Source organism: Vandammella animalimorsus (assembly GCF_002285285.1).
In the GTDB taxonomy this organism is placed as follows: Bacteria; Pseudomonadota; Gammaproteobacteria; order Burkholderiales; family Burkholderiaceae_C; genus Lampropedia; species Lampropedia animalimorsus.
Genome location: NZ_NSJF01000004.1, coordinates 41,623 through 54,480, shown reverse-complemented (window position 1 = coordinate 54,480; position 12,858 = coordinate 41,623). Strand labels below are relative to the sequence as shown.

Annotated in this window: 10 protein-coding genes; 5 read left to right on the top strand and 5 right to left on the bottom strand. The window is 68.8% G+C overall.

The features are described from left to right. The first annotated feature begins 3 nt into the window (after nucleotides 1-3). On the top strand, nucleotides 4-1,377 hold the full coding sequence (locus CK620_RS08560; protein WP_238946076.1) for an FAD-dependent oxidoreductase: 1,374 nt from the start codon (nucleotides 4-6) through the stop codon (nucleotides 1,375-1,377). Between the two features lie 97 nt (nucleotides 1,378-1,474). After that, the gene (locus CK620_RS08555) at nucleotides 1,475-2,110 is read left to right on the top strand and encodes a response regulator transcription factor (RefSeq protein ID WP_095549964.1); all 636 of its coding nucleotides are present in this window, start codon (nucleotides 1,475-1,477) and stop codon (nucleotides 2,108-2,110) included. A gap of 17 nt (nucleotides 2,111-2,127) precedes the next feature. On the opposite strand, the gene CK620_RS08550 is transcribed toward CK620_RS08555, so the two are convergent. Continuing rightward, the gene (locus CK620_RS08550; RefSeq protein ID WP_095549963.1) at nucleotides 2,128-5,688 is read right to left on the bottom strand and encodes a hybrid sensor histidine kinase/response regulator; all 3,561 of its coding nucleotides are present in this window, start codon (nucleotides 5,686-5,688) and stop codon (nucleotides 2,128-2,130) included. A 183-nt stretch (nucleotides 5,689-5,871) separates the two neighbouring features. On the opposite strand from CK620_RS08550, the gene CK620_RS08545 reads away from it, so the two are divergent. After that, nucleotides 5,872-7,509, top strand: a complete 1,638-nt coding sequence (locus CK620_RS08545) for a lysylphosphatidylglycerol synthase domain-containing protein (RefSeq protein ID WP_179290606.1) — start codon at nucleotides 5,872-5,874, stop codon at nucleotides 7,507-7,509. 7 nt (nucleotides 7,510-7,516) lie between these two features. Here CK620_RS08545 and CK620_RS08540 read toward each other — a convergent pair whose 3' ends face one another. Genes CK620_RS08540 through CK620_RS08525 form a run of 4 tightly spaced genes read right to left on the bottom strand, consistent with a single transcriptional unit; the run spans nucleotide 7,517 to nucleotide 11,250 of the window. After that, nucleotides 7,517-8,467, bottom strand: a complete 951-nt coding sequence (locus tag CK620_RS08540; protein ID WP_095549962.1) for an ABC transporter ATP-binding protein — start codon at nucleotides 8,465-8,467, stop codon at nucleotides 7,517-7,519. Next, the gene (locus tag CK620_RS08535; RefSeq protein WP_095549961.1) at nucleotides 8,464-9,387 is read right to left on the bottom strand and encodes an ATP-binding cassette domain-containing protein; all 924 of its coding nucleotides are present in this window, start codon (nucleotides 9,385-9,387) and stop codon (nucleotides 8,464-8,466) included. The genes CK620_RS08540 and CK620_RS08535 overlap by 4 nt, the downstream gene beginning before the upstream one ends. Beyond that, a complete protein-coding gene (locus tag CK620_RS08530; protein WP_095543004.1) occupies nucleotides 9,384-10,247 on the bottom strand; it encodes an ABC transporter permease in 864 nt (287 codons plus the stop codon). The genes CK620_RS08535 and CK620_RS08530 overlap by 4 nt, the downstream gene beginning before the upstream one ends. A gap of 13 nt (nucleotides 10,248-10,260) precedes the next feature. Continuing rightward, nucleotides 10,261-11,250 (bottom strand): ABC transporter permease, encoded by a 990-nt coding sequence (locus tag CK620_RS08525; RefSeq protein ID WP_095549960.1) that lies wholly within the window; start codon nucleotides 11,248-11,250, stop codon nucleotides 10,261-10,263. A gap of 165 nt (nucleotides 11,251-11,415) precedes the next feature. On the opposite strand from CK620_RS08525, the gene CK620_RS08520 reads away from it, so the two are divergent. Beyond that, a complete protein-coding gene (locus CK620_RS08520) occupies nucleotides 11,416-11,646 on the top strand; it encodes a hypothetical protein (protein WP_095549959.1) in 231 nt (76 codons plus the stop codon). A gap of 33 nt (nucleotides 11,647-11,679) precedes the next feature. After that, nucleotides 11,680-12,687 (top strand): porphobilinogen synthase, encoded by a 1,008-nt coding sequence (gene hemB / locus CK620_RS08515; RefSeq protein ID WP_095549958.1) that lies wholly within the window; start codon nucleotides 11,680-11,682, stop codon nucleotides 12,685-12,687. Nucleotides 12,688-12,858: the final 171 nt, after the last annotated feature.

Sequence of the window (12,858 nt, the reverse complement as noted above, 5' to 3'; positions counted from 1 at the left end):
TTCATGAAAGGCCTGTACATGCAGCACACCCAACACCTCGTCATCGGCTTTGGCAAGGGTGGCAAGACGCTGGCAGGCAAGCTCGCCGCGCGTGGCGAGTCGGTCGTCCTGGTCGAGCGCAGCGCCGCCATGTATGGCGGCACCTGCATCAACGTGGCCTGCATCCCCACCAAGACGCTGATCCACGGCGCCGAGCTGGGCCACCCCTACGCCCAAGCGCTGGCCGCCAAGCAGGAGTTGGTGGGTGCGCTGCGCGCCAAGAACCAGGAGGCGCTCACGCGCCACCCCAGCCTGACGCTGCTGACCGGCCAGGCCCGTTTCATCGACCCGCACACCGTGGCGGTGCAGCTGGCCGATGGCGGCCAAACCCAGGTGCGCGCCGAGCGCATCTACATCAACACTGGCACTGTGCCGGCGCTGCCGCCGATCGAAGGGCTGGCGCAGTCGCAGCGCTGCTACACCAGCACCACGCTGATGGAGCTGCCCGAGCGCCCGGCCAGCCTGGCCATCGTCGGAGGTGGCTTCATTGGCGTCGAATTTGCCAGCATGCTGGCGCAGTTCGGCAGCCAGGTCACGCTGCTGGAGGGGGCCGAAACCTTTTTGCCGCGCGAGGACGAGGACGTGGCCGCCGCCCTGCGCGCCCAGCTCGAACAGCGCGGCGTGCGCATCCTCACCGGCGCGCGCGTGCTGCGCGTGCAGGATGAGGAAGCTGGCGGCGATGGTGGCGTGCGCCTGCACTACCAGCAGGGCCAGGGCGGGGCCGAGCAATCGCTGCAGGCCCAGGCCGTGCTGCTGGCCACGGGCCGCGCCTCGACCGCTGCGGATCTGGATTTGCCCGCCGCTGGCATCGCCACCGACGAGCGCGGCTTCATCCAGGTCAACGAGCAACTGCAGGCCAGCCACCCGCACATCTGGGCGCTGGGCGATATCAACGGCGGCCCGCAGTTCACCTTCATCTCGCTGGATGACCAGCGCATCGTGCTCGGCCAGCTCGACGGCGCCAGCTACCACTCGCGCGAGCAGCGCAAGCAATGGGCCACGTGTGTTTTCACCTCGCCGCCGCTGGCGCACATCGGCCTGCGCGAGCGCGAGGCCCGCCAGCAGGGCTTGAAGTTCCAGCTCGTCAAGCTGCCCGCTGCGGCCGTGCCCAAGGCCCGCATCCTGGGGCAGACCGAGGGCTTTCTCAAAGCCCTGGTCGAAGAAGGCAGCGGCCGCGTGCTGGGCTGCACCTTGCTGTGCCCCGAGGCGCACGAAGTCATCAACACCGTGCAAATGGCCGTCAATGCCGGCCTGCCCTACACCGCGCTGCGCGACGCCATCTACACCCATCCGTCGATGACCGAAGCGCTCAACGACCTGTTCGGCGCCGTGTCGTGAGCATCGCGCGCCGGGCACTGCGCAGGGAAAGCCCCCAGGCCGCTGCAGTGCCAAGCGCTCTATCATGGTCGGCACCCTGCACGCCCTCTGACTGCCCATGCCCACGCTGCTGATCGCCGACGACCACCCGCTGTTTCGCGACGCTTTGCGCACCACGGTGCTGCGCATCTGGCCGCAGGCGCGCATCCATGAGGCGGAATCGGCCGAGCAGCTCTATGCCTTAACCCAGGCGCACGGCGATGCGGATCTGCTGCTATTGGACTTGCGCATGCCCGGCCAGCAGGGCTTTGAGGCGCTGCGCCAGCTGCGCCTGCGCCATCCGCAGCTGCCGGTGGCGGTGGTCTCGGCCGATGAAGACGCGCAAACCATGCGCTGCGCCATGGAGCAGGGCGCGCTGGGCTATCTGCCCAAATCCACCGATGCGGCCACGCTGGCGCAGGCGCTGCAAGGCATTCTGGACGGTGAGCCCTGGTTCCCGCCCGATGCGCTGCAAGCTGCCGCGCCCGGCGCGGCGCAGCCCGGCCCGAGCGCGCTGGCCGATCTGACGCCGCAGCAAACCAAGGTCTTGCAAATGGCCGCCGCTGGCCGCTTGAACAAGCAGATTGCGCATGAGTTGGGCACGTCGGAGGCCACCGTCAAAGCCCATATGTCGGCTATTTTGCGCAAGCTCGGCGCCAGCAACCGCACCGAGGCCGTGACCCTGGCGCAGCGCTGGGGCCTGAGCGAGCGCTGAGCCAGAGGCCAGGGCTCTCAGCCAGCTGGGCGGCGCTGCGCCAGCAAAAAGGCGCGCAGCGCGGCAGGCTTGATGGGCTTGTTCAGTACCACCACGCCATGGGCTGCGGCCTGGGCCTTGAGCTGGTCGCTGCCATCGGCCGTGACCAGCGCCCCAGGCGTGCCGGGCCGGGCCTGGCGCAGCGCCTGCAGCGCAGCCAGGCCATCGAGGCGCTCGTGCAAGTGGTAGTCCACCAACAGACAGTCCAGCGCCGTGCCTGCGGCAATGTCCAGGGCTTGCTGCAGGTTGAGCGCCGTGTGCGCGGCAATGCCCCAGCGGCCCAGTAGGGCCTGCATGCCTTGCAGGATGTCCGGGCTGTTGTCCAGGCACAGCACCTGCATGCCCTGCAAGGGGTTGAAGGCCGTGGCGGCGGCCGGCGCTGCGCCACTGTGGGCGGCATCGCCTGGGCTGCCCTGGCCGCGTTGGGCCGCAGCGCCGCCGACCAGCGGCACGGTGATGGCGAACATGCTGCCGCGCCCCAGGGTCGAGCGCGCTTGCAGCGGGTGCTGCAGCAGCCGGGCGATGCGCTGGCAGATTGACAGGCCCAGACCCAGGCCGCGCCCGTCCCAGTCGAAGACCTGCTGGTAGCGGTGAAACTCGTCGTAGATGCGCGCCAGGTGCGCTGGCGGGATGCCGGGGCCGGTGTCCCACACCTGCAGCAGCAGCGCGCTGCCGCGCGGGCGGGCCGTCATCAGCACGCCGCCATGTTGGGTGTAGCGCAGCGCGTTGGCGGCAAAGTTCTGCAGCACGCGGCGCAGCAGCCGCGCGTCGCTGCGCACCCAAAGCGGCGCGCCGTGGCGGGCGCTGATGCGCAGCCGCCATTGCAGGCGCCGCTTGGCCGCCAGCGGGGCGTATTGCTGCTGCAGCGCGCCCAGCAGAGCGTGCAGGTCGATGGCCTGGATGTCCGGCTGCAGCGCGCCCGCATCCAGGCGCGAGATGTCCAGCACGCCATCGAGCAGGTCTTCGGCAGCGCCCAGCGCGGCGTCGATCTGCCCGGCCAGTTGCCGCATCTGGGCCGGATGCGCCTCCTCGCGCAGCGCGGAGGCGAACAGCCTTGTGGCGTGGATGGGCTGCAGCACGTCGTGGCTGATGGCCGTCAGGTAGCGCGAGCGCGATTCGTGCGCTGCGGCCAGCTCGCGGCTGCGCTGGGCCACACGCTGCTCCAGGGTTTCGTTGACGTCGCGCAGCTTGCGCTCGGCGTGCTTGAAGGCGCTGATGTCGCTGTAGCTGGTGACGTAGCCGCCGTTGGGCAGTGGGTGGCCGCGCATTTCGATGAAGCGCCCGTCGCGCAGCTCGCGCACCAGGGTGTAGGCGCGCCCTTGGCGCATCAGGGCGATGCGCTTTTGCACTTGCTCCTCGATGGGCAGATGCTGCGCCGGCTCGTGCGCCAGGCCCAGGGGATCGTGGCGCAGGTTGTGGGCGATCAAATCGGCCACGCTGCGCCCGACATACAGCATCCCCGCCGGGTAGTTGAACAGCTGCTGGTAGCGCCGGTTCCAGGCCACCAGGCGCATTTCGGCATCGACCACGCTCACGCCCGGGTCGATGTGCTCCAGCGTGGCCAGCAGGATGTCGCGGTTAAAGCGCAGCTCCTGGCCGGCCTCGTCCAGCACCGAGACGATGGCTGCCAGCTCCATGCCCGAGCCCTGCAGCGCGCGCGTGAGCAGCAGCCGCGCCGAGGCCGCGCCCACGGCACCGGCCAGCAGCAGCTCGGTCAGGCGCAGCCAGTGGGCATCGGCGCGCAGCTCGGGGCTGAGCGTCAGCGCATGGCGGCGCGCGTGCTCGGCAAAGGCGCGCTCGGCGGTGCGCTGGCCCACGATGCGGCTGGCCACGGTCTGCAGATCGCGCACGCGCAGCCGGCTGGCCTGCAGCGGCGCGCCGGGCTGATCGGCGGCCGGCTGCGCCTGGCCTGCGCCAGGGCGCGGCGCGTGCTGCGGCGCCAAAAAGGGCTGGGCCTGCATCTGCTCGGTCAGGCTGGGGCGCCAGCGCAGCGACACCAGCACCAGCGTGGCGGCATTGGCCAGCAGCGACCAAAAGGTGCCGTGGGTGATGGCGTCCCAGTCGGCGCTGCCCAGCACCAGGCCGACGCTGCTGCCTAGCAGCTGGTGGGGGCGCAGCCATTGCTGGCCCCAGGGGCCGTGCTCGATCCAGGCCGTATCCAGCCAGCCGCTCTCGGCCAGGCTGGGCAGCAGCAGCGTATAGCCCCACAGCGCAAAGCCGGCCAGCAGCCCGGCCTCGACGCCGCGGCGGCTGGCGCCCGGCCAGTACAGCCCGGCCACCAGCGCCGGGGCAAACTGGGCCACGGCGGCAAAGGCCATCAGGCCCAGGCTGGCCAGCGGCATGCGCCCGTCCATGCCGCGCGAGTAGCCGTAGGCCAGCAGCGCCAGCAGCACGATGGCGGCGCGGCGCACCCACAGCACCAGGGCGGCGGTGTCCGCGCCTGCGGCCAGGCGCTGCGGCTGGCGGCGCAGCAGCCAGGGCATGACCAGATCGTTGCTGACCATGTTCGACAGCGCCACGCTGACCACGATGACCATGCCGGTGGCGGCCGAAAAGCCGCCGATGTAGGCCACCAGCGCCAACCCCTCATGGCCCAGCGACAGCGGCAGGGCCAGCACAAAGCTGTCGGGCGTGACCGAGCCTGCGGCGTGGAACAGGGCCTGACCGGCTGCGGCAATGGGCAGCACCATCAGGCTGATGAGCAGCAGGTAGCCGCCAAACAGCCAGCGCGCGCGGCGGATGTCGCCCACGTCGCCGCACTCCACCACGGCCACGTGGAACTGGCGCGGCAGGCACAGCATGGCGGCAAAGGCCAGCAGCGTTTGGGCGACAAATCCGGTGGGCGGGCCGCGCTGGATCAGCTGGGCGATGGCCTGGCCTGCGCTGTGCGGCTGCGCGCCCAGCCAGCGCAGCGCCAGCACGCCCACGGCCAGCAAGGCCAGCAGCTTGATGACCGATTCCAGCGCCACGGCCAGCATCAGGCCCGGACGGTGCTCGCTGGCATCGACTTGGCGGGTGCCGAACAAAATGGCAAACAAGGCCATGATGGCCGCCACGTACAGGGCCGGGTCGCCCCAGCGCTGCCCGCGCGCATCCAGCCCAGTGAGCACGCCCAGGCTGGTGACCACGGCCTGGTACTGCAAGGCCAGGTAGGGCACGGCGGCAATCAGCGCGATCAGCGCCACCAGCGCCGCCAGGCGCGGCGCGCGGCCAAAGCGCGAGGCGATGAAATCGGCGATGGAGACGGTGTTGTGCTGACCGGCCACCAGCGCCAGGCGCTCGAGCATGCGCCAGCCCAGCAGGAACAGCAGCATCGGCCCCAGGTAAATGGGCAGATAGCCCAGGCCATGGCGCGCGGCCGTGCCCACGGCGCCATAAAACGTCCATGAGGAGCAGTACACCGCCAGCGCCAGGCTGTAGATCACCGGGCGCACGCCATCGCGCTGCGTCAGGCTGGCATGGCGATCGCCCAGCCAGGCCACGGCAAACAGCATGGCGGCATACAGCAGCGAGACGAGGATGACCCAGATGGCAGGCATGGGTTAAAGGCATTGGAGGGGCCACACAGTGTAGCGGCCGGCCTTTCCGGGCATTTTTCTGTAACCCCTTGCAAAACCGCGGGCCGTAACCCGGTGCGCCGCCATGGCCGTGGGAATAATGGCCGACTGGCGTGGCGGCGCGCAGCGCGGCGGGCTGCAGCCAGCGGCATTGTTGGGATTTCCATGTCTTCGGCGTCTTCTCTGTTGGATTGGTTCGTGCGGGTGCTCTACCACCCGCGGCTGCGCCGTGGCCTGTCGCTGGCGCTGACGGCGGTGGTGGCGCTGCTGGTGGTGTGGGCCCTGCACCATGCGCTGGCCGAGGTCGATGCCGCGCAGGTGCTGCAGCTGATGGGCCAGGTGCCCGCGCAGGCGTTGGGCTACGCGGCGTTGGCGGCCGCGGCCAGCTACCTGGTCATGACTGGTTACGACTTTTCGGCGCTGAAATACCTGGCGCCGGCGCAGCCGCCGCCGCGCACAGCCGTACTGGTGACCTCATTCATGGCCTACACGCTGGGCAATACCGTGGGCCTGGGGGTGCTCGCCGGCGGCGCCGTGCGCATGCGCATGTTCACGCAGTGGGGGCTGACGGCGCTGCAAGTCACGCGGCTGATTGCCTTCAACGCACTGGCCTTCGGCGCGGGCATCACCGTGCTGGGGGCCCTGGCGCTGCTGGTGGGCGCGCAGCGCGCGGCGCAGCACACGCAGTTGCCGGTGGCGGCCATCGTGGTGCTGGCGGCGCTGGTGCTGGCCGTGGCGCTGGCGTTCCTGTGGTGCTGCGCGCGGCTGCAGACGCTGCGCCTGGGGCCTTGGCAGCTGCAGCTGCCCTCGCTGGGCCTGGCGCTGCGGCAGCTGCTGATCACGGCCACCGACACGGTGCTGGCCGGCCTGGCGCTGTGGTTTTTGCTGCCGCCCAGCCCGCTGACTTGGTGGGCCTTTCTGATGGTCTACATGCTGGCGCTGACGGCCGGCATCCTCAGCCACGTGCCCGGCGGGCTGGGGGTGTTCGAGGCGGTGATGTTCACCGGCCTGTCGGCCTCGGGCCTGCCGGCGACGGCGCTGGCGGCGGCGCTGGTGCTGTATCGGGTCGTGTACTACCTGCTGCCTTTGGTGGCGGCGGCGTTGTTGCTCACTGGCTATGCGCTGTGGATGCGGCTGAACAGCCGGCCAGGCCGCGCGCGCCGGCGGCTGCACGTCACGGGCATGCAGATTGCGCGCAACATCGCCTGGGCGGCGCCGCTGGTGCTGGGCGGGCTGGCCTTTGCCGCCGGGGCAGTGCTGCTGGCCGCTGGCGCCAGGCCCGACAACCAGGCCGCGGCGCTGGCCCTGCAGCGCTGGCATGTGCCGCAGTTCTGGATCGAGGCCTCGCGGCTGCTGGGCAGCGTCTGCGGCCTGCTGCTGCTGGTGCTGGCGCGGGCTCTGTTGGAGCGTCTGGATGCGGCCTGGTGGCTGGCGCTGCTGGCCACGGGCCTGGCGCTGTGGCTGTCGTTGCCCAATGGCTTTGCCTGGTACGAGATGGCCATGCTGGCGGTGCTGCTGGGGCTGTTGCTGGTGTCCAAGGAGCAGTTCAGCAGCCATTCCTCGCTGTTTGCCGTGCGCCTAGAGTTGGGCTGGCTGCTGGCGCTGGGCCTGGTGTTCGCGGCGCTGGGCTGGATCATTTATTTCGCCTATAGCCACGAGGATCTGAGCCATATGCCGTGGTGGCGCTTTGCCCTGGACGCGCGCCTGCCGCCGGTGTTCCGCGCGGCCATGCTGGCGGCGGTGCTGGCCTTGCTGCTGGGCGCCTGGCAGCTGCTGCGCCGGCGCGAGCGCCGCCCGCGTTGAGGGCTGCTCAGTGGCCTTCGTGGCCGTGGCTATCGCCAGGCGCTGCGGGCTGGGCCGCTGCTGGCGGTTGTTGTAGCTGTTGCTGCTGTTGTTGCTGCGCCAGGCGCTCGCGGCGTCGGCCTTGACCCAGTTGCGGCATGGCGGCGATCAGGGCCTGGGTGTAGGGCTGCTGCGGGGCGTGAAACAACTGCGCCGGGCTGCCGCGCTCGATGATGCGCCCCTGGTGCATGACCAGCATGTCCTCGCACAGGTGGTGGATGGCGGCCATGTCGTGGCTGATGAGCAGGAAGGAGATGCCGTAGGTTTTCTTCAGCTCCAGCAGCAGGTCCAGCACCTGGGCCTGGATGCTGACGTCCAGGGCGGAGACGGGCTCGTCGGCAACGATCAGGCGCGGGCGCGTCATCAGCGCACGGGCGATGGCGATGCGCTGGCGCTGGCCCCCGGAGAATTCATGCGGGTATTTGTCCAGGTCGCGGCTGTGCAGGCCGACCTGTTCGAGCATTTGCTCGGCGCGGCGGCGCATGGGCAGCAGCTCGCGCTCACCCAGTGCGCGCAGCGGCTCGGTGACGATGCGCTCGATGCGCTGGCGCGGGTTCAGCGAGCTGTACGGATCCTGAAAGACCATCTGGAAGTCGGCCCGCGCCAGGCGCAGCTGCTCGGGCGACATCTGGTGCAGGTCGCGCCCGAGCAGGCGCACGCTGCCTCGGCTGGGGCGCTCCAGCGCCATGACGATGCGCGCCAGCGTGGATTTGCCCGCGCCCGATTCGCCAACGATGCCCAGGCTTTGCCCGGGCTGCAGCGAGAAGCTGATGTGCTCCAGCACCAGCCCTTGCTCAGTCTGCTGGGCCAGGCGCCGGCCCGGCCAGGGCAACGCCGGCCAGCGGCGCGGCTGGTGGTAATGGTGGCTGAGGTCGCGCACCTCCAGCAGGTTGCAGCGCGAGGGACTGGGCGCGCTCATGCAGTCCTCCCTGCGCCATTGCTGCCATTGCTGCCATTGCTGCCATTGCTGCAGTTGGATGCAGCAGCAGGGGCAGTGGGCGTGTCGCTCTGGCAAAAGGCCATCAGGCGCTGGCGCGACTGCATCAACTGCTGGGTGTAGGGGTGCTGCGGCTGCGCGAAGACGCTGGCCGTGGCGCCGTGCTCGACGATCTGGCCCTGGGTCATCACGGCTACGCTGTCGCAGTAGTCGGAGATCACGGCCAGGTCGTGTGAGATCAGCAGCAGGCCCATGTGGCGCTCCAGCACCAACTCGTCGAGCAGGTCCAGGATTTGCTGCTGCACGATGCCGTCCAGCGCCGTGGTGGGCTCGTCGGCAATCAGCAAGGCGGGCTTGCAGGCCAGCGCCATGGCGATGGTGATGCGCTGGCGCTGGCCGCCGGAGAACTGGTGTGGGTAGTCCGCCAGGCGCTGGCCGGCGCGGGCAATGCCAACGCGCTCGAGCAAGGCGGCCGCTTGCTGCAGCGCAGCGCGCCGGCCCAGGCCCTGGTGCAGGCGCAGCGGCTCGGCCACCTGGTGGCCAATGGTGTGCACGGGGTTGAGGGCACTCATGGGCTCCTGGAACACCATGGCCATGCGGTTGCCGCGCAGGCGCTGCAGCTGCCGCTGCGACAGCCCCAGCAGCTCCTGGCCCTGCAGGCGGATGCTGCCGCTGCATTGCGCGGGCGTGGGCAGCAGGCCCATGATGGCCAGCGCTGTCATGGATTTGCCGCTGCCCGATTCGCCCACCAGGCCCAGGGTCTGGCCGGGCTGCACTTGCAGGTGAATGTCGTGCAGCACGGCGGTGCTGTGCGGCGGGTTGCCCAGGCTGACGTGCAGGCCTTCGATGGCCAGCAGCGCGGCGCTGGGTGCTGTGGCGCTGGCTGTAATTGCTGGGCTCATCGCTGGCTGCCCGTCAGCCGAGGGTCAAGTCGGTCGCGCAGCCCATCGCCCAGCAGGTTCAGCCCGAACACGGCCAGGGCGATGGTCACGCCAGGGTAAACGGCCAGCATGGGGGCGTCGAACAGCGTGGTTTGGGCCTCACTGAGCATGCGCCCCCAGGATGGGGTGGGGTATTGCGTGCCCAGGCCGAGGTAGGACAGCGCGGCCTCGGCCAGGATGGCAATGGCAAATTGGATGGTGGCTTGCACGATCAGGATGGGCAGCAGGTTGGGCAGCACGTGCTCCCAGGTGATGGCCCAGGGGCGGCGGCCGCAGGCGCGCGCGGCCAGCACGAAATCGCGCTCGAGCAGGGCATTGGCCGAGGCGCGCGTCAGGCGCGCGAAGATGGGCACGCTGGCAATGCCAATGGCGATGATGGAGATCACCACGCCAGAGCCATAGACGGCGCGCATCATGATGGCCGTGAGAATGGCCGGGAAGGCGAAGGTCAGGTCGGCCAGGCGCATGATGAGCTCTTCGACCCAGCCTTTGCGCGTGGCGGCCAGCAGGCCCAAGGCCACGCCCAGCAGCAAGCCTATGCCTACGGCCACAACGCCCACCAGCACCGAGCTTTGCGCGCCCACCATCAGCTGGGAGAGCATGTCTTGGCCATAGACGTCGGTGCCCAGCCAGTGCTCGGCGCTGGGCGCGGCCTGGCGCCGGTCGGTGTATTGCTCGCCGGGCGGGTGCGGCGTCCAGACCATCGACAGCAACGCCGTGCACAGCAGCAGCAGCGTCAGCAGGCCGCCCACCAGCAGCGATGGCTGGCGCCAGGCGGTGCGTAGCGTGTGGGCGGCAGCAGGGGGCAGCGTCGTGGGCATGGCGGGCGCTTATTCAGGCAGGGATGGACATGGCTGCGCGGCGCGTGCGCGTGTGGCGGATGCGCGGATCCAGCCAGGCGTAGGCCAGATCGACCAGGAAGTTCACCACGATCACCATGGCCGAGAGCAGCAGCACGCAGTTGCGCACCACCACCATGTCGCGGTTTTCGATGGCCTGAAAGATCAGCCGTCCAAGGCCAGGCAGCTGGAAGACGTTTTCCACCACGATGGTGCCGGCCAGCAGGTTGGCAAACTGCAGACCGGCAACCGTCACCACCGGGATCAGCGCATTGCGCAGCGCATGGCCCAGCAGCACCTGCCAGCGCGCCAGGCCCTTGGCCTGGGCCGTGCGGATGTAGTCCTCGCGCAGCACCTCCAACATGGCCGAGCGCGTCATGCGCGCCAGCATGGCTGCCTGCACCATGGCCAGGGCCAGGGCGGGCAGCAGCAAGGCCTTCAGCGCCGGCCAGGGGCCGCCGCCGAAGTTGCTGTCCCAGCCGGGAAAGCCCCCGGCGGAGAACCAGCGAAGTCGCACGGCAAACAGCATGATGAGCAGGATGGCCAGCCAGAAGTTGGGCACAGCGATGCCAATTTGCGTCAGCCCCATGGTGAGCACATCGCCGGCGCGGTTGTGCCGCGCTGCGGCGTAGATGCCGGCGCACAGCGCGATGGCGATGGCCAGCGTGATGGCCAGCAGGGCCAGCGGCAGGGTCAGCTTCAGGCTCTCCAGAATCAGCTCGCTGGCTGCAATGCCGTAGGCGTAGCTCTCACCCATGTCGCCGCGCAGCAGGCCGCCAATCCAGCCAGCGTAGCGCCGCAGCAAGGGCTGATCCAGCCCCAGTTGTTCGTACAGCGCCTGCACGGCCTCGGGCGCCGCATCGGGCCCGAGCATGGTCTGCGCAGCATTGCCCGGCAGCACTTCCAGCACGAACATGACCAGCACCGATGCGCCCGCCAGGGACAGCAGCAGCGAGGCAAGACGCCGAAAGAAAAATTGGAGCATGGGCGGGAAGGCAAGCAGAGTGCCGTGCTGGCAGGCAAAGGGGCCGCAGTGTAGCAATCTCGGCGCAGCGTCTCAAATCCGGTGCGCCATGCTTGAAAGACGTGGTGTGCAAGGCTGGCAGTGTCGGGCCGGTTGTGCGCATGGGACGCCCGATGGACAAAACCCATGCACAATGGCGGCATGTCGATTGAGTTGCAGGTCTTCCATATCGTGTCGCAGGTGCTGGATTGTCCGCGCGGGGACATTGATGCCCACACGCCAATCCACGATTGGCTGAAGATGACCATCATCAACGACGAGACATGCTTGGCGCTGAACATCAACATCAGCACCCAAAGCGCCAGCCAATGCCGCACTGTGGGTGAATATTTGCGCTTGGTACAAAGCATGCTGTGATGGGTGCGCGCTTTTGCCTTTTCTGGACTGCCCATGTCTCATGCCCATTTCTCCTTTCCGCTGACCCGGCCACGCCGCCTGCGCTATGACGCCTTCACGCGCGATCTGGTGCGCGAGAACGTGCTCACCGCCAAGGATTTGATCTATCCCGTTTTCGTGCAGGAGGGCCAGGGCCTGCGCACGTCTGTGCCATCGATGCCTGGGGTGCAGCGATTGAGTCTGGATCAATTGCTGCGCGTGGCCGAGGAGTGCGTGACCCTGGGGATCCCATGCTTGGCACTGTTTCCGGTCATTGACGCCAGCCTGAAAACCCCCGATGGGGAAGAAGCCACCAACCCCGATGGCTTGGTGCCGCGCGTGGTGGCCGCGCTCAAGCAGCGCTTCCCGCAGCTGGGGGTGATGACCGACGTGGCGCTGGACCCTTACACCAGTCATGGCCAGGATGGCCTGCCCGACGAGAGCGGCTACATCCACAACGATGCCACTGTGCAGCAGTTGGTGCGTCAGGCGCTGGTGCAGGCCCAGGCCGGGGTGGACATCGTCGCGCCCAGCGACATGATGGACGGGCGCATCGGCGCCATCCGCCAGGCGCTGGAGACCCATGGCCATGTGCATACGCGCATCATGGCCTACAGCGCCAAGTACGCCAGCGCCTTCTATGGCCCGTTCCGTGATGCGGTTGGTTCGGCCACCAACCTGGGCAAGGGCGACAAAAAGACCTACCAGATGGATCCGGCCAACACCAACGAGGCCCTGCGTGAGGTGGCGCTGGACATCCAGGAGGGCGCGGACATGGTCATGGTCAAGCCCGGCATGCCTTATTTGGACGTGCTCTGGCGCGTCAAGCAGGCTTTCGAGGTGCCGACCTTCGCCTACCAGGTCAGCGGCGAGTACGCCATGCTCAAGGCCGCCGCTGCCAATGGCTGGCTGGCCCATGATGCGGTGGTGCTTGAAAGCCTGCTGGCCTTCAAGCGCGCCGGCGCAGATGGCGTGTTGAGCTACTTCGCGCTGGAGGCCGCGCGCCTGCTCAAAGCTGGCTGAGTGCCAGCCGGAATGGTCTGTGCCGGGCGCAGGCTACCGGCGGGCGGGCCAATGGCTTGCAGGCACTTCATGCAGAATGCGGCCACTGCGTGCAGCCGCCGCAACACTAAATCTCAACAACCCTTGGAGTGTGTTGTGGACTTTGCGCGGGGAGGCGCAAAGTTCACAACA

Bases quoted from the DNA above. Each gene is read 5' to 3' on its own strand.
- CK620_RS08560 (WP_238946076.1), top strand. From the start codon at position 4: ATGAAAGGCCTGTACATGCAGCACACCCAACACCTCGTCATCGGCTTT.
- CK620_RS08555 (WP_095549964.1), top strand. From the start codon at position 1,475: ATGCCCACGCTGCTGATCGCCGACGACCACCCGCTGTTTCGCGACGCT.
- CK620_RS08550 (WP_095549963.1), bottom strand. From the start codon at position 5,688: ATGCCTGCCATCTGGGTCATCCTCGTCTCGCTGCTGTATGCCGCCATG.
- CK620_RS08545 (WP_179290606.1), top strand. From the start codon at position 5,872: ATGTCTTCGGCGTCTTCTCTGTTGGATTGGTTCGTGCGGGTGCTCTAC.
- CK620_RS08540 (WP_095549962.1), bottom strand. From the start codon at position 8,467: ATGAGCGCGCCCAGTCCCTCGCGCTGCAACCTGCTGGAGGTGCGCGAC.
- CK620_RS08535 (WP_095549961.1), bottom strand. From the start codon at position 9,387: ATGAGCCCAGCAATTACAGCCAGCGCCACAGCACCCAGCGCCGCGCTG.
- CK620_RS08530 (WP_095543004.1), bottom strand. From the start codon at position 10,247: ATGCCCACGACGCTGCCCCCTGCTGCCGCCCACACGCTACGCACCGCC.
- CK620_RS08525 (WP_095549960.1), bottom strand. From the start codon at position 11,250: ATGCTCCAATTTTTCTTTCGGCGTCTTGCCTCGCTGCTGCTGTCCCTG.
- CK620_RS08520 (WP_095549959.1), top strand. From the start codon at position 11,416: ATGCACAATGGCGGCATGTCGATTGAGTTGCAGGTCTTCCATATCGTG.
- hemB (WP_095549958.1), top strand. From the start codon at position 11,680: ATGTCTCATGCCCATTTCTCCTTTCCGCTGACCCGGCCACGCCGCCTG.